The sequence below is a fragment of the Novosphingobium sp. BL-A-41-Hi4B-X5A genome (assembly GCF_055521705.1).
In genome coordinates, this window is the sequence record NZ_JBVFVT010000003.1 from 164087 (window position 1) to 184700 (window position 20614).

General features: G+C 62.0%; 17 protein-coding genes. 13 read left to right on the plus strand and 4 right to left on the minus strand.

What is annotated here, in order from left to right; all coding sequences use genetic code 11:
- Positions 1-10: 10 nt before the first annotated feature.
- From ACZ1JY_RS20510 to ACZ1JY_RS20570, 13 genes are all read left to right on the plus strand, one after another.
- On the plus strand, positions 11-775 hold the full coding sequence (locus ACZ1JY_RS20510) for a ParA family protein (protein ID WP_007688046.1): 765 nt from the start codon (positions 11-13) through the stop codon (positions 773-775).
- A complete protein-coding gene (locus tag ACZ1JY_RS20515; protein ID WP_007688045.1) occupies positions 775-1722 on the plus strand; it encodes a ParB/RepB/Spo0J family partition protein in 948 nt (315 codons plus the stop codon). Before ACZ1JY_RS20510 ends, ACZ1JY_RS20515 begins: the two co-directional genes overlap by 1 nt.
- A 230-nt stretch (positions 1723-1952) precedes the next feature.
- Complete coding sequence (locus ACZ1JY_RS20520; protein WP_030540906.1) at positions 1953-2489, plus strand: plasmid mobilization protein; 537 nt, start codon at positions 1953-1955, stop codon at positions 2487-2489.
- Positions 2482-3603 (plus strand): relaxase/mobilization nuclease domain-containing protein, encoded by a 1122-nt coding sequence (locus ACZ1JY_RS20525; RefSeq protein ID WP_030540905.1) that lies wholly within the window; start codon positions 2482-2484, stop codon positions 3601-3603. The genes ACZ1JY_RS20520 and ACZ1JY_RS20525 overlap by 8 nt, the downstream gene beginning before the upstream one ends.
- A 155-nt stretch (positions 3604-3758) precedes the next feature.
- A complete protein-coding gene (locus ACZ1JY_RS20530) occupies positions 3759-4367 on the plus strand; it encodes a DUF6088 family protein (protein ID WP_030540904.1) in 609 nt (202 codons plus the stop codon).
- Positions 4368-4449: 82 nt separating this feature from the next.
- Positions 4450-5625 (plus strand): AAA family ATPase, encoded by a 1176-nt coding sequence (locus ACZ1JY_RS20535; protein WP_030540903.1) that lies wholly within the window; start codon positions 4450-4452, stop codon positions 5623-5625.
- Positions 5626-5806: 181 nt separating this feature from the next.
- On the plus strand, positions 5807-7021 hold the full coding sequence (locus ACZ1JY_RS20540; RefSeq protein ID WP_010890944.1) for a tyrosine-type recombinase/integrase: 1215 nt from the start codon (positions 5807-5809) through the stop codon (positions 7019-7021).
- Complete coding sequence (locus tag ACZ1JY_RS20545; protein WP_010890943.1) at positions 7012-9144, plus strand: tyrosine-type recombinase/integrase; 2133 nt, start codon at positions 7012-7014, stop codon at positions 9142-9144. Before ACZ1JY_RS20540 ends, ACZ1JY_RS20545 begins: the two co-directional genes overlap by 10 nt.
- Positions 9141-9620, plus strand: a complete 480-nt coding sequence (locus tag ACZ1JY_RS20550; protein ID WP_011445585.1) for a hypothetical protein — start codon at positions 9141-9143, stop codon at positions 9618-9620. The genes ACZ1JY_RS20545 and ACZ1JY_RS20550 overlap by 4 nt, the downstream gene beginning before the upstream one ends.
- Positions 9621-9988: 368 nt before the next feature.
- On the plus strand, positions 9989-10192 hold the full coding sequence (locus ACZ1JY_RS20555) for a hypothetical protein (protein WP_030540902.1): 204 nt from the start codon (positions 9989-9991) through the stop codon (positions 10190-10192).
- A gap of 219 nt (positions 10193-10411) precedes the next feature.
- A complete protein-coding gene (locus ACZ1JY_RS20560) occupies positions 10412-10618 on the plus strand; it encodes a hypothetical protein (protein ID WP_062734569.1) in 207 nt (68 codons plus the stop codon).
- Positions 10608-12977 (plus strand): EcoAI/FtnUII family type I restriction enzme subunit R, encoded by a 2370-nt coding sequence (gene hsdR, locus ACZ1JY_RS20565; RefSeq protein ID WP_030540901.1) that lies wholly within the window; start codon positions 10608-10610, stop codon positions 12975-12977. The genes ACZ1JY_RS20560 and hsdR overlap by 11 nt, the downstream gene beginning before the upstream one ends.
- Complete coding sequence (locus tag ACZ1JY_RS20570; RefSeq protein ID WP_206046217.1) at positions 12964-15153, plus strand: N-6 DNA methylase; 2190 nt, start codon at positions 12964-12966, stop codon at positions 15151-15153. Before hsdR ends, ACZ1JY_RS20570 begins: the two co-directional genes overlap by 14 nt.
- 154 nt (positions 15154-15307) lie before the next feature.
- Here the strand turns inward: ACZ1JY_RS20570 and ACZ1JY_RS20575 are convergent, their stop codons facing one another.
- The 4 genes from ACZ1JY_RS20575 to ACZ1JY_RS20590 form a co-directional block, all read right to left on the minus strand.
- On the minus strand, positions 15308-16225 hold the full coding sequence (locus ACZ1JY_RS20575) for a ComEC/Rec2 family competence protein (RefSeq protein ID WP_143840425.1): 918 nt from the start codon (positions 16223-16225) through the stop codon (positions 15308-15310).
- Between the two features lie 133 nt (positions 16226-16358).
- Entirely contained in the window at positions 16359-17123 is a 765-nt protein-coding gene (locus ACZ1JY_RS20580) for a hypothetical protein (protein WP_222886772.1), read from the minus strand.
- Positions 17113-19437, minus strand: coding sequence for a Mov34/MPN/PAD-1 family protein (locus ACZ1JY_RS20585; protein ID WP_167381849.1), 2325 nt, complete (start codon positions 19435-19437; stop codon positions 17113-17115). The genes ACZ1JY_RS20580 and ACZ1JY_RS20585 overlap by 11 nt, the downstream gene beginning before the upstream one ends.
- On the minus strand, positions 19434-20582 hold the full coding sequence (locus ACZ1JY_RS20590; protein WP_086491641.1) for a ComEC/Rec2 family competence protein: 1149 nt from the start codon (positions 20580-20582) through the stop codon (positions 19434-19436). Before ACZ1JY_RS20590 ends, ACZ1JY_RS20585 begins: the two co-directional genes overlap by 4 nt.
- Between the last annotated feature and the right edge of the window lie 32 nt (positions 20583-20614).

A 20614-nucleotide genomic window follows, 5' to 3' on the forward strand; every position in this document is an offset into this window, starting at 1 on the left:
TGCCGCGGTCATGAAGACGATCGTCGTCAGCCTGCTCAAGGGCGGGGTCGGCAAGACCTTCCTCGCCAGTCATCTCGCCTGGTATCTTGCTGAACCGCCTGAGCGCCGCGTCGCCTTCGTCGATCTCGACCCGCAGGGCAGCTCGACGCGGCGCCTGGGCGCCGAGCGGCAAGGCGGATTTTCCGCCGACCTGTTCGATCCTGCCGCTGCCCTGTGCGCCGACGGGCAGGCCGGGCTAACCGTGCTCGGTGCCGATCCCCGTCTCCAGATGGTCAAGGCGGCGCAGGATGTGCGCGACTTCATCGGCCGCTTCCCGGCGCTCCGCCCGCATTTCGACTATTGCGTTATCGATACCGGTCCCAAGTGGGACGAGCTCACCTTGAGCGCGATGGCGGTCGCCGATGCCGTGATCGCGCCGGTGCAGGTTGCCGAGGATTCGGTCGAATGCGCCAAGATGCTGCTGACCGCGCTGCGCAAGGCCGAGGCCGCGCGCGCCGGCCGCAAGATCGCTTTCCTCGGGCTCCTCCCCTCGATGGTCAATCCGTTCGACCGGCGCGAGATGGAGAATGCGGTGAAGCTGGCGCATGCGGTCGGCGAGAAGCTCATGTTCCCGGCCTTCATCAAGGCGCGGCCGACCTACAAGCATGCCGCGGAAAATCATCGTCCGGTATGGCAGGAGACCGGCAGCGGCGCCAAGGCGGCGGCCGAGGAGATCCGCGCGGTGCTCGCCGAGATCGAGGGGCGCATGACAAGCCAGGAGGTCGCGGCCGCCTGATGGGCAAGTTCGACGAGCGCATCGAGGAGTTCGGACTTCTTGTCGGCGACCATGAACGGGCGCGCCGGGTCGAGGATATCGAACTTGCGCGCATCCTGCCCGACCCCGGCAATCCCCGGCGCAGCTTCGACGATGACGCGCTCGCCGAGCTGGCCGCCTCGATCGCGTCGCGCGGCGTGCTGCAGCCGATCACGGTTACGCCGCCCGACGCGAACGGCATGCACCGGATACGTCTGGGCGAGCGCCGCTTCCGCGCATCGCAGCTGGCGGGCCTTGCCACGATCCCCGCGATCGTCGTGCCGGTCGGCGAGGGAGTGCAACTGCTGGCCGACCAGATCGTCGAGAACGACCAGCGCGCCAATCTGTCGTCGGTCGAGCTCGCCCATGCGATCGCCCGGATGCTGAAGGGCGGGATGAACCAGGTCGAGATCGCGGCGGCACTCGGCCGATCCAAGCAGTTCGTCTCGCTCTATGCCGCCTATGGCGACATGCCGGCCTATCTCAAGGCGGCCCTGCCGTTTGCGCCTATTCGCCTTCTCTATGATCTGCACCGGACGGCGAGGGACTACCCTGCCGAGGTCGAGGCCTATGTCGCCAGCTGGGGCGACGCCGGCGCAACGCTCGCCGCAGGATCGCGCTTCATCGCCGAACTCAAGCAGACGCACCCGGCGCCGGTCCCTCCGCGGGCGCCTGTGGCACAGCCATTGGCCCCCACCGACCGCGATCCGGTTCGATCGGGCCTCACGGACAAACCCTCCGCGCCGATCCGATCTCCTAGACTACCGGTCTTGGTCGACGGCTTCCCTGCGTGGCTCCCGCTGGCGCCTTTGGTCACGGTGATTTTCGAGGATGGCCGCGAGCGTGAAGTCGCTGCCTCGTCGATCGGTCCGACCGGCGAGAGAAGCGAGGCCTTGCCAACAACTGACCCGCCTCCTCCGCGTTCGTAGTTTATCTTGCACGATGGTTTGGGCCGTACCCTTCGGGGTGCGGCCCTTTTCGTGTCGATGGGCGGGGGCGGCGCCGAAGGCGCCGCCCCTTGCTGCGGACGATCGGTGTTCGAGAGGGGTTCGCTGGCCGAAGAACAATAGTCTGCCCAAGCAGACTATAAGATGAGTTGAGTAAAGGTAAGAGCCGGATAGGCTTGGCGCCGGGGATGTATGACAATAGCGTTGGGGACATGCCCGTCCTCACCTTTCGGCTCGACGATGATGTCGCCCAGCGCTTCGCCGCGCTCGCGGCGGCATCAGGCGGCCGCTCGGCGCTGTTGCGCCGCTTGATCGGTGACGCCTTGGCCATGGAGGCGGGGGAGGGGCATCAGGCGCCGCGCGCCCGCCAGCGCGCAACCTGCCGGGTCGAGGTTCGGCTGATCCCGGAAGAAATCGCCGCGCTCGACCGCGCGGCGGATGTGCTGGGGATGAAGCGTACCGACTGGATCACCACGCTGTTGGCGCGGCGCTTGCGCGCAAACGCGCCCTTGCCGCGCGAGGAGCGAGCGGCCGTCGCGCAGGCGTGGCGCGAGCTCAATCGGATCGGGATCAACCTCAACCAGGCGACCCGCGCGCTCAACGCCTCGGTGATGGTCGAATCCGGCCTCGACGTCGCGCGGGAAGCGGCCAGGGTCGCAAGTTTCCGGTCCGAGATCGTCGATGCGCTTGCCGGTCTCGGGGCCGCGCTCAAGGGCGATCTTCGCTACTGGGACACGGCCGATGCGTGAGGAGGAGGGGGTTCTCCCGCTTCCCAGCCTGATGGAGGCCTGGCGGCCGCCGACAGGCGGCAAGCGGACCCTGCGCGGCGCTTATGTTCGGATCAAACCGGGCGGAAGCGGGGGCGGGGCCGCCCGGCCGATGTCGATGAGCCAGGCCGAGGCGCGCGCCAAGCTCGAGCGGATCGTGCGCAAGGCGCCCGAGGTGATGGTGAAGGTCTCCGGCAAGCAATATGGCGCTCATCATGTCGCCGAGCATTTCGGCTATGTGGCGCGCCACGGGAAGCTCGCCGTCCGATCGAGCGAGGGCGAGATTATCACCGAGCCGGATCGGCTCAAGGCGATCGCTCAGGACTGGGCGATGCTCGACGAGGCCATGAACGAACATGGCCGGGAGCGGCCGACGTCGATGTCGCTGGTGCTCTCGATGCCCGGGGGATCGACCGACGCCGAGACGCTTCATGACGCGGCGCAGGCATTCGCGCGGATCCTGTTCGAGGCGAACCATGCCTATATGCTGGCGCTCCATACCGACACCGATCATCCCCACGTCCATCTGACGGTGGCGACCGAAGGGGCGGACGGAACCCGCTTCAATCCGCGCAAGGCGGATCTCCATCATATGCGTGAGACCTTCGCGCATGAGCTGCGCGCGCGCGGTGTCGCGGCCGAAGCCACCCCCCGGCGCGCGCGCGGCCATGTCCAGAAGCGGGTCCGTTCGTCCGCGCTCCATCTCGATGCCCGGCTTGGGGGCGAGGGGCGCAGGCTCAATCTCGCGCAGCTCAACGAACTGCGGGCGCAAAGCTTCGTGCGTGCGGTCGACCAGGAGCGCCGGGCAGAAGATGTCATGGCGCTTTCGCGCCAGAAGCAGATCCGCGGCGCCTATGCCGAGGCAGCGGTCGCGCTCGCCGGCACCGGGAAACCGGAAGATCGTGCCTTGGGGCAGGAAATCGCCGGCTTTCTGGCGGCGATGCCGCCGGCGGTGTCGCGGCGGCTCGCGCGCGCGCGGGAGATACTGCAATCCGAGCGGCCGCCGCAGGAGCGCCGAAACGAGCCGGAGGGCGTTTCGCCGCCCACAGGTGCGGACGAGGGGCGGCCACCGCTTCACCGGGATCGGGAACGATGATGGCCGGCGCTGCCGGACCTTGCCTGTGTGACCTGGGCATCCTATTTGGATACAATGTCAAAATATCTCGGAAAATAGCTGATTTAGGCGCTGATACGCGCTTCTGGCTTGTTAGAAAAAAGCGTGCTATTATCTAACGGGTAGGAGCACAGTCAATGTCTGCGGTAGCCGATCGGATCATGAAGCGCGTGCGGGGCAAGGGCCGTGGCTGGGTGTTCACGCCCAAGAGCTTCGTCGACTTCGGGACGCGTGGGTCGGTCGACATGGCGCTGTCGCGCCTCGCGACATCCGGCGACATCCGGCGCATCGGCCGGGGTCTTTATGACTATCCGCGCAAGCATGACAAGCTCGGTGCGCTCAGTCCCGATCCCGCCAATGTCGCCAAGGCCCTCTCGACGCAGAGCGGGGACAAGCTCGCGCCGTCGGGCGCGGCGGCGGCGAACAGGCTCGGGCTATCGACCCAGGTTCCCGCCCGGGCCAGCTATGCCACGACCGGGCGGACCCGGGTCAGGCAAGCGGGCGGGCGCAGCCTGACGCTCAAGCACAGCCGCGCACCGGTGATCGACAATGCGCCTGACTCGGTCAACGCGGTCGTGCAGGCGCTCGCGCATCTGGGGAAGGACAATATCGACAGCGACAAGATCCGGCACTTCGCCGCCCGCCTCGATGATCGCGACATGCGGATGCTTGCCCAGGCCAGGGCCGAGATGCCCGGATGGATGGGCGACCTCGTCTTAAAGATCGGCGCCGCCCGTAATGGATGAGTTCGCTCGCAGACCGGCCGAGGCAGATATCAAGAGAGATTAGTAAGTTTACAGAAAAAATATAAACTGCCATAACCTCGCTATGGATGCTCGTAGAAACCCCTTTGCGCCCGGCGCAGGTACACCGCCGCCTGAACTCGCGGGACGCGGTGCATTGCTGGAACGCAACGCCGTAGCTCTTGACCGGATCCGCATGGCGCGAGCAGCCCGACCGAGCATCCTGTACGGTTTGCGAGGGGTAGGAAAAACCGTTCTTCTCGCCACCATGCGGGATGCTGCGGAGCGCGAAGGGATGGCCGTAGTCGCGATAGAAGCTCCTGAAAACCGATCGTTGCCGGGGATATTGGTTCCTGCGTTACGGGCGGCACTGCTGCGTCTCGATCGGTTAAAACAAGCTTCGGCCGGCGTGAAGCGCGCTCTGCAAGCGCTGGCGGGATTCGCGAAGCTCAAGGTCAAATATGATGATCTTGAGGTCGCGCTGGATTTCGAACCCGAGCCGGGCCTTGCGGACAGTGGCGACCTCGAGACCGACCTGGCCGATCTGATTGTCGCCGTGGGAGAGGCCGCCCAGGAACGAAAAACTGCGGTCGTCCTGGTGATCGACGAACTGCAATATGTGCCAGAGGAACAGCTCGCGGCATTGATTAGCGCGCTCCATCGAGCCAGTCAGAGACAGCTACCGGTAACCATGCTGGCAGCTGGTTTGCCTCAGCTTCTGGGGCAAATGGGGCGAGCAAAATCCTATGCAGAGCGTCTGTTTGAATTCATCGCCGTAGGTCCGCTGGATGACGAGGCGGCGCGGGACGCCATCCGTCTGCCAATCGCGCGCGAAAAGGAGTCCATCGAAAATGCGGCTTTGGATGCAATTTTGGCGCAAACCCAGGGGTATCCGTATTTCCTTCAGGAGTGGGGAAAGCATGGGTGGGATGTTGCTGATGCTTCACCGATCACCGCCGCCGATATCGCAGTTGCTACAAAAAGCGCACTGGCCGAACTGGATGCGAGCTTCTTCCGTGTGCGTTTTGACAGGCTGACGCCGGCAGAAAAGCGATATCTCCGCGCAATGGCAAGCTTGGGTCCTGGTCCGCATCGATCAGGCGATGTCGCTGAAGCTATGGGGGTGAAAGTCTCGAGCGTCGCACCGACCCGCAACAGTCTGATTGCAAAGGGTATGCTCTATAGTCCTGCTCATGGGGACACGGCGTTCACAGTGCCGTTATTCGATACCTATATGAAAAGAGTGATGCCTGAAGCTTAGTCTTGGCAGATGATGGCTGCCTGCTTGTGGAGGTGCGGCCATAAGTGATTGTTATACAACGATAAAAATCTGATAATATATATTATGTTAATACCGATACCATAACTGTCCATGTAAACTGTGTCCAGTGTGATGGCGAAAGGCTTGCAGTCACGGGGGTCTTTCAACAGTATCAGCGACCGTGTCCACTCCGTTCGCTACGACGCCCTGGCAGGCTGCGCGCATCGAAATGCCCGGCGGTCGCCGGTCGTGGACGGTATTGGATGATGACGGCGATGTCGTCGAGTGCCTTCGTCACTGGATCGTCCATCTCGAACAGACCCATGCGTCACCAAACACGATCCGCGCTTATGTTCGCCACGTTGTGGACTTCGCTAGCTTCCTCGGCGCAAACGGCGCCGGCATCCATGAAGCCACGGTTGCGCTGTATGACAGCTTCCTTGCCTGGCGGCTTGCCCGCCGAAAGGATGCGCTGCCAAGTCCTCGGCTGATCCTGCTACGCAAGCAGGAAACGCGGATTCTGGCACCATCGACGCGCAACCAGATCCAGCTCGCGGTCAAATCGTTCTACCGCTTTTACAACGGCACTGACGACTTCGCGGTCGATACGACCGAGGTCACAAAGGCCTATGACGGCCACCGGATCTACAAGCCGTTCCTTGAGCATATCAGCCAGCGACGGACGACACGGCGCAAAGACCGTTATCTCTCGGGCGATCCCGGCCGGGTCCAGCAGCAGGTGCTCAAGAAGCGGCTGACGCCGAGCGAGGTTCTGCGGCTGATCGAGGCCTGCGGGCTCGCGCGCGACGCCTTCCTGGTCGTGCTGCTCTACAACACCGGCCTTAGGATCGGTGAAGCGCTGGGCCTGCGCCATGTCGATATCGATCTCGCCGAAAAGGTCATCTGGGTCGTTCCGCGCGAAGACAATGCCAATGAGGCCCGTGCGAAATCGGGCCGGACGCGCGGTGTGCCGGTGCACGACTACGTGCTCAACATGTACGTCGATTACATCACCAGCGACGAATATCTGCCAGCCTTCGAGTCCGGCGCCGAGTACGTCTTCACCAATGTCAAAGCCGGCGTCATCGGGCACGCCATGAGCCTGTCCTACGCGCAGAAGCTCGCGGGCCTGCTGGAGCAGCGCACCCATATCGCCTTCAGCTGGCACATGTTCCGCCACAGCCATGCATCCGAGGCGATCGCGGCGGGATACAGCCTGCTCGAAGTGGCCGACCGGCTCGGGCATGCCAGCCCGCAAACGACAGCGGCGTTCTATCAGCACCTGTTCGCCTCGGAAATCCGCAGGCTTTACCTCACAGGACCCGACGAGGTGCATGAAAGGCTTGAGAAACTTCGCGAGGCTGAGCTGCTCGGAAAGGATCTGCGATGGGCCTGACGCCGCTGGCGCTCGTCGGCGGCACGCCGCACGATACCGATCGCTACAACAACTGGCTTGAGGGGCGCCTCGCGGAGATATCCCCCCTCCTCGTCGCCAATCCCATTTGGTCGGACGCCATGATGGGTGAGGTGTTCGGCCATCCCTGGCTGAGCCAGACATACGCAAGCTTGCCGCTTCAGGCTGCGGTTCCGGTACTCACCAACGAGATCAAGGCTTACCTGGCGGTATCCGTTCTCGACGATCGCAAGGCGGACGCCCACTGGTTCCAGCGCCGGATCCCGGTGATCCGCTATCTGGTAGAGGAAGGCGCGGACCTGCTTGGTCACTTTGAGGCGGGCTGCCTTGCCGACATCCCTCACCCCGGCTTCGCGCCATCAGATGACGAGGGTGCGCGCAAACGGAACCACCACAACGATGCAGTGCTGGAGTGCTACGCCGCCTGGTATGGCGCGAATTATGGACGGCGCAGGCAAAGCCAGACCCGCCAGTGGATCCGGGGCGGCAAGATCGTCACCAGCGAGTTCCGCTCACCGGAAGTGCAGCTGTTCGGTGATATCCATCGCTTCGCGATCATCAACCGGGCGCAGATGGCACCGATGCATGACCGCGACATCATCCTGCTCAACGATCTCTACAGCGAGGAGGACACACGCTTCCGCGATCGGCAACGGCGAAGCGACACCTATATCAACTTCCTGAACTTCGAGCCGTGGCTGCGCCCGCTGATGCGCGGCTTCCTGCTCGACAAGGTCGCACATGGGGAATTTGCGCCAAGAACGGTGATCGCGATGCGATCTCGGTTACGGCTGTTTGCGCAGTTCCTCCACGAAGAATCCGTCGCTGGTCCTGCGAAGATCAACGAACTAACGATGGAGCGCTATCTTGCATGGGGAAACGCGCGCAATGCCGCCGGCAAGAACTGGTACACCGACATCGTCCAACTGATGCGGGCAGCACCGGTGCTACTGCCGGGGGAATGGCCGCGGATCGCGCTCGACAAGCGCGCGGCGCGGCGCATCCGTTACAAGCAGGCACCGGATGACCCGCGCAACCGGCTCTACGCTTCGCGAGAGGGCGCCAACCGGGCGGCGCCTCCTGAGGCCTTGGCCGCGATGATGGCCAGGCTCGATGAACTGCCTGCCCCTATCCCGGTAATCTTCATGATCGGGATCACCACCGGTGCGCGAGCCGAAGACCTGCATGCCTTGCTCTTCGACTGCCTGCGGCCCGATCCGCACGACAAGCGGTTCATGCTGTTCACGTTCTGGCAGAACAAGGTCAGCCGCTGGAACACCAAGCCCTTGCTGGCGACCGATCCCGCGCACCGGGCCATGATCGAGTTGATCGAAGCCCAGCAGGATCGCGTCCGGCAGCGTTACGGGCGCGCCACGAAATACCTGTTCCCCGTCTTTTACGGCAAGCGGGAATCGTTCCTCGGCTACAACTGGACCTTGCAGGAGCTCAGGATGCTGTGCCTCAGGCACGGGATCGTCGATGGCGAAGGCAAGCCGTTCGACTTCTCATGGCATCCGTTGCGCCACCATCGAGGGACACAAATGGCGGCCGAAGGCCACGACATCCTGAGCATCATGTTCGAGCTCGGCCATGCCTCGCCGGATATGGCGTCGATGTACGTCAACAAGCGTCTCGATCTCAAGAAGAACGCCTTGCTGCGAAAGGGTGGCGGCCAGTTCTTCACAATCGCGGGCAAGGTCGACGAAGCGGTCGGCGATCTCCTGCTGCGCAAGGAAACCATGCTGGCCACGCGGGTCTGCGGCGGCGCCTGCACGCTGCCAGGGCAACTCGGCGAATGGTGCGAGCACGCCCACGCCTGCCTGACCTGCCGGTTCTTCCGCGCCGATGGCGGCGACGTGGAGCACTTCCGCTGTGAACGGGCCGGACTTTACGCCGCGATCGAAGGGCTCGAGCAGGAAGCGCAGAACTACGAGGAAGGCGGACAGACCCGCATGGCCGACATCACGCGCAAGCGCCTGCAACGCAATAAGGATGCGGTCCACAACACCGACACCATCATCCGCTCCATCGAGGAGCACGGCCTCTACAAGGGTGAAAAGCAGCGCTACAGGCCGGCCACTGCTCGAGAGGAAGCGACGTCATGACCATGGGACCGGATCTGCGGATCGCAACACTCAACGATGCCCGCAGCCGTCGTAGCGCAGAGAAGCGCGCTGCAGTCGAGGATGCGATCATGCGGCTGCGCGACACCAGGCAGGCTGTGACGTTCGTCTCGGTGGCACGTGAAGCAAAGGTCAGCCGCCAGTACCTCTACAACAACTTCGCCGACGAGATCGGCGAGGAACGCGTCGAAACCCGCGCGGAAACCGAGGTGATAGACGGCAAGAAGGTCCCGCTGCGAACGCCCGAGGAATATCGGCACATCGAAGCGGCACTCCGCAACAAGATCGAGCGCCTTGAGACCGAGCTCCGGGATGCCCGTGCCGAAAGGGCTAAGGCGGACCGAACGGCCGAGCGTGAGCGCGGTAAGGCGGAACACTGGCGTCAGCTCTACACGGCTGTCCTAGCTCGCGTATCACCGGGACAGTCGCCCGAGCCGCTGCCCTCCTCTGAAGACTGAACCGTCACGCTGCGATCGGGTTACGATCAAGCGAGTAGGAAGTGAGCCGCCTACGGCGTCTTGCACTTCCAACTCCCTTGATCGTCCAAATTATGAGCGAAACACAATGGACAGGTTTATCGCCTGCAAACCATTGAAACTAGGACACAAGACACGAATTGGTGTTGATATATGTTAAATCAGTGCCAGCATCCACAAGCGAGTGGCCGCTCACGCACAGAAGTCTGGCGTCAAAAGCCGAACGCACCGAAAAGCTGCTGTTCTCAGGCGGGCTGCCGAAACCCGACAGGTTGGCAACCAGCTGGGTTTCGTGCCTGCACAAAGATGGGCTAAATGCGGGACCAATGGAATCGAGCGAGGGAACTTGCATGATCACCGCCAAGCACATCCCTTGGGAGCCGATCGGCACTTTGCCGGAAGACCGGAAAGACGGCCGTCGCTTGCTGCTCTGGGAGGTTGACCTCCCTGTGATCGGGCGATGGGATAGCGACCGCGAAGGCTGGGAAGATCCCGAAAGCATGCATATCCTGGAAGAAGTCACCTATTGGGCCGACATCAACCCACCCGTGTGATATGGGGCAATACTAAGGACTGGGTTAGCTCCCATATGACGGTGGGCGTCTTCTGCCTCTGCATTTACAAATGTCGACAACCGCCAAAATCTCAGTCGTTCGCGCCTGAAATTCAGGCCTGATGGCCGACCTTCGTTATGATCAATCGCAACGTCATAGGCTTCGACTAATTAGATTTCTCGCTACCCATTTGTGTATCCTTTGGTTACACCGGATCCCATGAAGACCAAGGATGCAGGGCTGAGAATCCGGATTGACCGCGAACTCCGCGAGGCGTTTGTGGAGGCGTGTCGCGGCCAAGACAGGCCTGCAGCCCAAGTTCTGCGGGAGTTCATGAGAGAGTACGTAAGCGCCCACGAGCCGCTTTCGAGCAAACATAAGGGGCCTAGGCCGTCGCATGGCAAGGGGACGGCACATGGGCAATGAGGCTGACACCTGCCGCAAGCATGTCGTTCCCAAGCTCCAGGCGGCCGGGTGGGATAACGACCCGCATTCAATTGCGGAACAGCGCAGCATTACGGATGGCCGCGTCATTCCCATGGGCAAGGGCTTTATCCGAAAACCTCCAAAGCGCGTGGACTACCTTCTGCGTCACACGCGCGACTTTCCGATAGCCGTTGTCGAAGCGAAAGCGAGTTACAGAACCGCCTTCGACGCCGTGCAGCAGGCGCGCGAATATGCTGAGATGCTCGGTCTGAAGTTCGCGTATGCGACCAACGGCGCGGACATCATCGAGATCGATTATTTTACTGGGCGTGAAAACCGGATCTCGGCCTATCCTACTCCGGACGAGTTGTGGCAGCGCTATCAGACCGGATCGGGCATCACGGGCATATCGCAGGTCTCCCAGCTTCTTGCGCCCTACAATCACGACGGGGGTAAGGCGCCGCGCTACTATCAGCAGATCGCCATCAACCGTACCATTGAGGCAATCCTAGGCGGCAAGAAACGCGTGCTCCTCACCATGGCGACAGGCACCGGGAAAACCGTCGTTGCGTTCCAGTTATGCTGGAAACTCTGGTCAAGCCGCTGGAACCGGACAGGCGAGCACCGTAAGCCGCGAATTCTCTTCCTTGCCGACCGGAATATTCTGATCGACGATCCCAAGGACAAGACGTTCGCGCCGTTCGGCGATGCGCGCCACAAGATCGCCTCCGGCGAAATCGTCTTCAGCCGCGAGATGTATTTTGCCATCTATCAGGCGCTCGCCGAGGATGAGCGCCGTGAAGGCCTGTTCCGAGATTACCCGTCGGACTTCTTTGACCTTATCATCGTGGACGAATGCCATCGTGGCAGCGCGCGTAATGACAGTTCCTGGCGCGCGATCCTTGAGCATTTCAAGCCGGCCTTTCAGCTGGGCATGACGGCGACGCCGCTGCGCGATGATAACCGCGACACCTATCTCTACTTCGGAAACCCCATTTACGAGTACAGTCTGCGTCAGGGAATCGATGATGGCTTCCTCGCCCCCTATCGTGTGCACCGGGTTGTGACGGCGTGGGATGCCGCCGGGTGGCGCCCCAGCAACGAGGAGCTTGACCGCTACGGCAGATCGATCCCTGACGATGAGTATCAGACCAAGGACTTTGAGCGTGTGGTTGCACTGCGCGCGCGCACCGAGGCTATCGCGCGCCATCTCACGGATTTCCTCAAAAAGACGGATCGCTTCGCTAAAACCATCGTCTTCTGCGTGGATCAGGAGCACGCGGCCGAGATGCGCGAAGCCCTTGTGAACCTCAACTCGGATCTGGTCGCGCAATATCCCGACTACGTGGTCCGTGTGACGGCCGACGAAGGCGCCATCGGACGAGGGCACCTCTCGCGCTTTCAGGACGTTGAAAAGGAAACGCCGGTCATCCTGACCTCATCGCAGTTGCTGACGACGGGAGTTGACGCGCCGACGTGCAAGAATGTCGTGCTGGCCCGCGTCGTCGGATCAATGAGTGAGTTCAAGCAGATCATCGGACGCGGCACCCGGCTGCGCGATGATTACGGCAAGCTGTGGTTCAACATTATCGATTACACCGGGACGGCGACCCGGATGTTCGCTGATCCGGTGTTTGACGGCGATCCGGCGCGCATCACAGAGGAAGAGATCACCGAAGATGGTGAGACGACTTCGGTTACGGAGACGGAATCCCCGCCCGGGGGCGATACTGACGTGCCGGTGGACGGGGAACCTGGCATCATTGAGCCTTCCACAACCGAACCCCGCAAGTTTTACTTCGACGGCGGACATGTTGAAGTGGTGGCACACCTTGTCCATGAGCTTGATCCCAACGGCAAGCAGCTCAGGGTCGTCAAGTACACCGACTATGCCGCCGAAAGCGTCCGGTCGATCGCAACATCAACGGCGGAGCTGCGCTCGCGCTGGGCCGACGCGGACAAGCGCCGTGACATCATTGAGGCGCTCGCCGAGCGCGGGATCGACTTCGGCGAGCTGATCGAACAATCAGGCCAGCCGGACGCTGACCCGTTCGACCTCCTTTGCCATCTTGCCTTTAACGCGCCGTTGCGAACCCGACGGGAGCGCGCGCAGCGCGTGAAGATGGAGCGGAAGGATTTCTTTGAGCGGTTTTCGCCAGAAGCCCGCGAAATTCTTGATGAGCTGCTCGAGAAATACGCGGATCATGGTGATGCGCAATTCGTGTTGCCGGACGTTCTGCGCGTCCCTCCCATTTCCACCCACGGCCAACCCGCGGAAATTATCAGGCTGTTCGGCGGTGCCGATCAGCTCCGCACAGCCGTGAATGACCTTCAGGAATTGCTTTATGGCCACGCGTAAGAAGAAAGCCGGCAAGAACGGCGCGCCGATGACGACGGCGCAGATGCTGGGAAGTCTGCTCAAATCCGCGCGCGATATAATGCGCAAGGACAAGGGGCTTAACGGCGATCTTGACCGGTTGCCCCTGCTCACCTGGATCATGTTTCTCAAGTTCCTCGATGATCTTGAGCAGCAGCGCGAGGACGAGGCGCTCCTCGGAGACAAGAAGTTCAAAGCCGCGATCGAACCGCCATACCGATGGCGGGACTGGGCTGCGCATCCCCAGGGTATCACCGGTGAAGAGCTGCTCGCTTTCATCAACAACGATGAAGCTATCCGACCCGACGGAACGCGGGGGCCGGGCCTATTCGCCTATCTGCGCTCGCTCTCCAGTACAAATGGCGACAATCGCCGTGACGTCATCGCGACCGTCTTTAGAGGCGTCGATAACCGCATGAGAAGCGGCTACCTGCTCCGTGACGTAATCAACAAGATCGGCGCAATACATTTTACATCGTCAGAGGAGTTGCACACGCTGGGCGCGCTCTATGAGTCGATGCTCCGCGAGATGCGCGATGCGGCGGGAGATTCGGGCGAGTTCTACACACCACGCGCCGTCGTCCGCTTCATGATCGATGTCATCGATCCGCGTCTTGGCGAGATCGTCCTCGATCCTGCGAGCGGCACGGGCGGCTTCCTGGTCGAGGCCTACACTCACCTTGAAAAACAGGTGAAGACCGTCGCTGATCGTAATCGCCTGCAATCTGAGACCATCGTGGGCTGCGAGCCAAAATCGCTGCCCTACTTGCTTTGCCAGATGAACTTGCTTCTGCACGGCCTCGACGCGCCGCAGATCGATCCCGGTAACGCGCTCCGCTTCAAGCTCTCCGAGATAGGCGAAAAGGATCGGGTCGATGTGATCCTCACCAATCCGCCCTTCGGCGGCGAGGAGGAAAAAGGGATTCAGGGAAATTTCCCCGACGATCGCAAGACCGCGGAGACGACGCTGCTCTTTCTTCAGCTCATCATGCGCAAGCTGAGGCGCCAGCTTACGATCGCGGGGCGGCCCGCGCGGGCGGCGGTTGTCGTGCCCAATGGCACCCTGTCAGCTCCCGGTGTTGCCACTCGCATCCGGGAAAACCTGCTTGCGGATTTCAGGATCAAGGTAATCGTTCGGCTGCCGCACAACGTCTTTGCGCCTTACACGGACATCAAGTCGAACATCATCATCTTCGAGCGGGGCGAGCCCGCCGACGAGATTTTCTATTGCGAGCCTTCGCTACCCCTTGGCTACACACTCAGCAAGACAAAGCCGCTGCTCTACGAGTGGATGGAGCCGCTCAAGGAGTTGATCGAAACCCGCAAGGAAACGGAAAGCTCGTGGTCGGTCAAACGCTCGGAGCTGGACGCGAACCTCAATCTCGACATCAAGAATCCGCGGCGCCAGCTCGTGTCACTGGAGGATCGCGGCGATCTTTCGGTGCTCGCCGCGCAACTGCGGTCATTCGCGGACGAAGCCGACTCAATCCATGCAGACCTTGACGAGACGCTCAAGCTCTTAAGCGAAGCTCCCCTTGAGTTGATTGGCAAATATACAGCTGATTCCGATGAACGCATTGGCAGTGATTACAGCGACGAACTCACCCTCGTCGGCGTTTCCGCCGAAGAGGGCCTGACGAGTCCTAAGACGGCGATTGGCAAATCGCCCGGACGTTACAAGGTTTTGAGAACCGGTTACCTTGCCTACAACCCCATGCGCATCAACATCGGCTCGATCGGCGTTGTCCGGGATTCATCGCAGGAAGGCATCACCAGTCCCGATTATGTTGTTTTTTACTGCAGTCCCGATCTTCTGCCGGAGTACGTCTATCATTACCTACGCAGCGAGGCTGGAAGGCACGAGATCAACCTCAAAACGAAGGGTTCTGTCCGCTTCAGGCTCTATTACGAGCAGCTCGCGCAGATATCGATCCCCGTGCCCACTGACGTTGCGATTCAGCAGCGTTTTGTGAATGCCTGCAACAGGCTCGAAGGCCTCAGACGCATGGTCTCCTCATCGGAGGGCTCGGTCGGCGACTGCCTCAATGCCGCGACTCGTGCGGCTTTTCTTCCACACAATTCCGACCAGAACCTTCTAGCGCAATTGGCCGAAAGGGAAGCGTCAGATGACGCCGATGTCCACGAGGAGGCAGCGTGACGGGGAGCCGACAGTCGGGAGAACACGCCGCCATTTGCGTGAGCTCGCACGGAGATGGGCGTGCCGGGTGCGCGAGCAGCAGCGGAACAACGTTCCCGGCGCGATGATGCCGATGATCTCGGAAGGATCGAACCCCTTTACCGTATCCGCCCGGCTAGCGCCCGACGAAACCGGCGAGCGTGTTCGGCGCGGGCAGTCCGAAGACCTGGCCAAGCGCCGCCGGCTGGGGCGCGAGCAGGCGCTTCGAGGGCGTGACGAGATAGTTGCCCTCGGCCGTGACATCGATGGTGAGCGTTCCGTCGCGCCGCGTGGTCATAACGCGGCGAAGCGGCTGCCGGAGCGATTCTGCGGGCTTCGACCAGTCGGGGATTCCGATCGCCCGGTTCGCATACCAGCCGAGGGTTTCTTGGGTGCCATATTGCTTGGGACCATCGGAGAAGATGACGAGTTGCGGCCGGCAGAGCCGGAAGAGTTCATCACAGCAGCCATTCTCGCGGCCGTGGTGCGAAGCGACATAGACGTTGACGGTCGGTAGCATCGCGCGGAAGGCAGGGCGTTCAAGCAGCTTACGCCAGCCGGCACGTTCGAGATCCCCGCCGAACAATATGGTGAAACCGCCGAAGCATACGAATACGGCGAGGCTGAGATTGTTGGTGTCGTCGAAGTCGATGCCATAGCAGTTCCAGAAGGCGTGCCACTGCACGCCGCCGAGGTTATGCGACCAGTCGCCGATCATACCGTCCCCGAAATGCTGGAGGATGGCGGTCGCCGCGTTAACGCCATCGCGCATCCCGCACTCGGCCTTCATTGATCGGAGCGCGCCGGCGCTGACCGTTGAATTGCTGACAATTGCACCGAGCGGACAGTTTCGCCATACATAGGGCAGATCCTCGCAATGATCTTCGTCGAGGTTCATTAGCACCAGCGTGTCGATGCGCTTGCCATGATAGGCTACTGATGGAAACCAGGCCCGTTCGACGCTGAGGCCGCAATCAAGCATCAGACGATGACCTTGAGGCCCGGAAATCACCGTGCAGCCGCCGTGGCCCACGTCATGAATATCGATACGCATTATGGCCCCCGATCGCCCTTCAGCATGTTCCGTTCAACTTGGTTGACTCTCTCGGCATTCAAGCCGTCTCACAAGTTCTGTTCCTGTATTGTCCATTGAGTCTTCCGTTCGCGTGATTTGCCGCTGATCTGCACTAGCTGCCCGACAGCACCTGCGCGTAAGCAGTGGCACCGGTAAGCTCGCATTGTGCCAGCAGCCGCTGACCGTAAGCGAGTGAGGCATCCTCGACGAATGGCTTGGTGATATAGAATATCCAGATCAGCGCCACCAATGCCAGCCCTCCGCCGAGCACGACCCCCGTCTCGAGCTTTGGCGATGTCCATCCACCCCACCAGACGAGTGCAACATCGGCAGCGAGCGCGACGGCCAAGATGATGAGCGCGAACGGCTTGAGACCCCTCAGATTTCGCCGGAAACCATAAGCTATGTTCTCGTCGAGCAGCAGCGACTTGCTCGCATTCTGCCGCGTATGTTCGAGCAGCCAGATAACCGCCGACAAATATTGATCATGCGCTTTTGCGGCGTCGCGTCGTTCCTGCTGCACTGTCGGCAGAACAACGCCGTGGCTGGAGAGATAGGCATGGTAACGGGCCTTCGTCGCCGCCGGCAGGGTTGGATCGTCGTAGCTGAGGAGCTTAGCGCTATGCGATCGACCAATCGCCGACTTCCAGCGATCTTCAAGCCGGCGACCACGTTGACGCGCAAGCTGCGCCAACAGAAAGGTCACGCCACAGGTAACAAGCAGCGATGCCAAGGCGCCGAACAGGCTCCAGATCTTCGGATACCAGATCGCGACCAAAACCAACATCGGGAGGATCGTGAACAGCGCCGGCCTCAACCGCGCATTGCGATCATAGCGATCGAAATTAAGCTCCTTCATAATTGCTTCAATCGCCATCGCCATCCCTCCCATTCGCCGCCGCAATTGACAGTATTTCGGCCCCCCCCACGGCTTCGGCCGTCAATGCTGTGTAACCGGTGGGTGTATGAATCAACATCAGCAGCGGACCCAACTGGGCCATTGCCAGTATGGCGCCCGTCGCGACATCGGTTCCGGATGGACCACCCGGTTGCAGATGACTGTGCCAGGTCCCGACAACCTGCAGCGTTCCGCGGCTCGATTGAACCACTGCATCGATCAACGCCTTGAGCCCGCGCGTTCCGAGCACAAATTCGGCCGGAGACCGTGTGCTGTCCTCCGGCGCCGGCAGGACGTCGACAATCTGAAAGCAATTGCCGATCTGCGAATAGCGCCCGATCAAGACACCGCCGGTCTCTACGCTCTGCCAGCGCTTGATGTCCGCCTCGATCGCGGCGTCGACCCGGGGATGAATCCGGATCGCTGGCTGATCAGGGGTTGCTCGCTCCACCACGATCCACGGCGCTATCGCAATCCGTGACCAGTGCTGACTCATTCCGTCATCGCCCAGCCGCCCCAGGCGGACCTCGCCGCACAACGGTAAGGCGTTACGCTGGATCTCGGCGATCGCCATCGCCATGGATGCGGTACATGCCGAAAGTTGTGCGTCTGACAGCTTAAAGGACAGCGTCGAACAACCCTGACCGATCTGGATCGCTTCCGCCTCGGCACTGAAGATGACCTCTGCAAGCTCGTTGTCCTCCCGGATGACGTTGTACGCCTCGGCCATCAGGTCGCTGGCGTTGGGATTTGCGCCCGGCCCTTCGATCCCCAGGAACGCGGCTCTGCCCGCGCCCAGCAGGCAGGCCTCGACGAGGCGCGGCCGGTCAACCCAATCCGTATGCGCATAGGCTTCCCGGACCACCGCCGAACCCGTGGTGTTGACGATCATGGTCGTCCCCGTGGGCGAAAGCGCGGTGCGGCCGTCCGCGTGGAGCGGCAGTGCAAGCGCGTCCACGTCGAGCCGCGTTGGTTCGGGGCCGAGACTGGCCACCATCTCTGCGACGCTGTAAGTCTTCGAAATCATATATAGCGAATGCCGCTCGCCATCGAAGGGCAGCGCGGCATGCCGCGCGAAATTGTGCGGCTCGAGGAGATCACGATCAACCAGGACGCCCGGCGGGCGGCCGGTTCGCGTCAGGTGGAGCGCGAGCTTCGACCCCACGCTGCCGCAACCGATCAACGTCCATGGCAGAATGGGTGCCGCAGGATCGTCCCCCGAGGTACGCCGCAGCACCGCAGCCGATGGGGTATCACGATGGCCCAATAGGCGAACCGCGGTTTGCGGATTGAGGAGGTCGCCGCCCTTGCCGACTTCAACCAGATAGCCGCAGGTCTCGATGATGCTTCCCGTCCCGACCACGGGATAGGGCCGACGCGGCAACAGCAACATCACGACCGGGACAATGATGTCGATCGGCTGCGCGGTGAGGCGCGATGCGACATGGTTGAGCTTCGCATCGAGAAACTCCAGGCACCCATAATCTGCGGCACGCGCCCGCAGATCGGCCAGCGTTGCGACGTCCTCGGGCCGATAGCGATCGGCCACCTGCAGCTGACCGTCAGGTGCCCTGCCAGCCCAGGCCGCAATCGCAAGGCCCATGCCGCTGTCCTCGTTGGGCCTGAAGCCTCGCCGCGCAAATAACCGGGTGTCGTTCGGGCCGAACGGGCGCGGTTCGACCGGAATATGCAGCCGATAATGGCCGATCTCTCCGCGGGTGTAGATGTACGCGCTCATCATATAGGCGGCGCCGCCCTTGCGCTCGACCAAAGCATGCAAGGCTGCTGAATCGACGACCGCGACGTCGTGGATATGGTCGCGCCGGACCGCCTCCCAGCCCGCCGCGGGGTTGTTGAGCTCAAGCGCGGAAGCCTTTTCCAGCCACTCGACCAGCTGATCGATCAACCCGATGAACCCGCGCGTCTGGATCAGTTCGCGCGGACTTCCTGCGACGAGGCAGGGGACCGGCGCCGCACCGGCGCGCGCTGGGTTGAGGTGCGGATGTGACCGATCGAAATCGGCCCGCAGTTCGACGGCCGGCGCCGACAAGGGATAGAGCGATGGGAACTTCAGTATCACCGTTTCGACCACCCTGACCCCGGCAGGGCTCTGGCCGACCGCGCGCCACGTTGCCGGCATCTCGGTGCGAATGTCGATCGCGCAGGCGATCTCGCCGCCTGCACAGGCGTCGATATTTATACGAACGACCGATGGATGCACGCTGGCCTGGCGCAGCGCGCGGGCGACCGGGATGGGGATCGGCGCCGTGGGCGCTGCGCTCGAAGCGGTCACCCGTGCGCCAGCGCCTCGGAGCCAACCCCGGTCGCATACAGCCCGGCGGCGATCAGGCTGGCGCGCTTGAGCTTGGGGCCGGCCCAATTGGTCTCGATCACCAACGGCTCATCGCCGCTGCCATCCGAAACACAACGAAACTCGCCCCCTACCGGTTTCACCATCGCGACATATTCGCGCTTCGCGCGGATGCACGGCGGATCATTGTCGTCATCCTTGATGGGGCAGGAGCTGGCGATCACGATCGCGCCCGGACGGGCCTGTCCCAACGCGGACCGTGCGTCGGGCGACACCTTCGCCTCCTCTCTTTTCTTGGACCAGCTGTCCCACGACAGGCTATGCCACGAGCAATGGTGCGGCGCGATAAGGATGTCGTAGGCCAGCACGTCGGGAGTCCACTTATGCTTCGCCCACAACCTCTCCCAGATCGCTACCTCGGCGTCGCCGCCGACGAGATAGCGCGCGGCCTGCGGCTGGGTGCCGGACGCGAGCGTCAGCTGTACGATGACGCTCGAATCATTCTTCGATAGCACCTCTTCCTCGGCATCGTCCGCCGGCGGGAGCGGCCCCAAAAGCCGCGCCGAAAAGCTGCTGTCATAGACGCCGTCGATCGTCGAGAAGGTCTCGTCGACGTTGATCAGGATCGCACCAAGAGCATCCGTCTTGCCGTCGATATCCTCGCCCAGGATCTTTATCCGGTCGCCAGCATTCGCGAACCCCCAGTGCTTGAAATAGGCGACCCGGCGCCGTGCTTCCGTCGCCCACGCGGCGGCGTCATCGCACAGCACATGCGACTTGCGGTTCGCGCGGCGAAAGATGATCGGCGAGGACCACATTTCGCGGATGAGTATCTTGTCGTTGGATTTCGACCAGCTTTCTGGCGTCCCGAGGTGGAAATGGTTGCGCAGACCGGTGACGTGGTCGGCATCGGGATGTGTCAGCAGGAAGGCGTCGACATAGAGGCGACCGGCCGCATCTGTCTTGAGCCTGCTGCGCAGCTGCGCCGCGACATCGGCCGCCTCGCCATCGGGATCATCCGCATCGGCGCGGATGCGTATGTCGATCAGGATCGTGCGTCCGCTTTCCAGTTCGACGAGGGTCATGTCGCCGTTGCCGACTCGGAAGTGGGTGGTGGTTGCCGCCATTTCTATATTCCCTTTCAATCGCTTGCGCTTCG

Coding starts and splice junctions, on each gene's coding strand:
- ACZ1JY_RS20525 (WP_030540905.1), top strand. CDS start 2,482: ATGCGTGAGGAGGAGGGGGTTCTCCCGCTTCCCAGCCTGATGGAGGCC.
- ACZ1JY_RS20575 (WP_143840425.1), bottom strand. CDS start 16,225: ATGCGTATCGATATTCATGACGTGGGCCACGGCGGCTGCACGGTGATT.
- ACZ1JY_RS20545 (WP_010890943.1), top strand. CDS start 7,012: ATGGGCCTGACGCCGCTGGCGCTCGTCGGCGGCACGCCGCACGATACC.
- ACZ1JY_RS20520 (WP_030540906.1), top strand. CDS start 1,953: ATGCCCGTCCTCACCTTTCGGCTCGACGATGATGTCGCCCAGCGCTTC.
- ACZ1JY_RS20560 (WP_062734569.1), top strand. CDS start 10,412: ATGAAGACCAAGGATGCAGGGCTGAGAATCCGGATTGACCGCGAACTC.
- ACZ1JY_RS20515 (WP_007688045.1), top strand. CDS start 775: ATGGGCAAGTTCGACGAGCGCATCGAGGAGTTCGGACTTCTTGTCGGC.
- ACZ1JY_RS20535 (WP_030540903.1), top strand. CDS start 4,450: ATGGATGCTCGTAGAAACCCCTTTGCGCCCGGCGCAGGTACACCGCCG.
- ACZ1JY_RS20530 (WP_030540904.1), top strand. CDS start 3,759: ATGTCTGCGGTAGCCGATCGGATCATGAAGCGCGTGCGGGGCAAGGGC.
- ACZ1JY_RS20570 (WP_206046217.1), top strand. CDS start 12,964: ATGGCCACGCGTAAGAAGAAAGCCGGCAAGAACGGCGCGCCGATGACG.
- ACZ1JY_RS20555 (WP_030540902.1), top strand. CDS start 9,989: ATGATCACCGCCAAGCACATCCCTTGGGAGCCGATCGGCACTTTGCCG.
- ACZ1JY_RS20550 (WP_011445585.1), top strand. CDS start 9,141: ATGACCATGGGACCGGATCTGCGGATCGCAACACTCAACGATGCCCGC.
- ACZ1JY_RS20510 (WP_007688046.1), top strand. CDS start 11: ATGAAGACGATCGTCGTCAGCCTGCTCAAGGGCGGGGTCGGCAAGACC.
- hsdR (WP_030540901.1), top strand. CDS start 10,608: ATGGGCAATGAGGCTGACACCTGCCGCAAGCATGTCGTTCCCAAGCTC.
- ACZ1JY_RS20580 (WP_222886772.1), bottom strand. CDS start 17,123: ATGGCGATTGAAGCAATTATGAAGGAGCTTAATTTCGATCGCTATGAT.
- ACZ1JY_RS20590 (WP_086491641.1), bottom strand. CDS start 20,582: ATGGCGGCAACCACCACCCACTTCCGAGTCGGCAACGGCGACATGACC.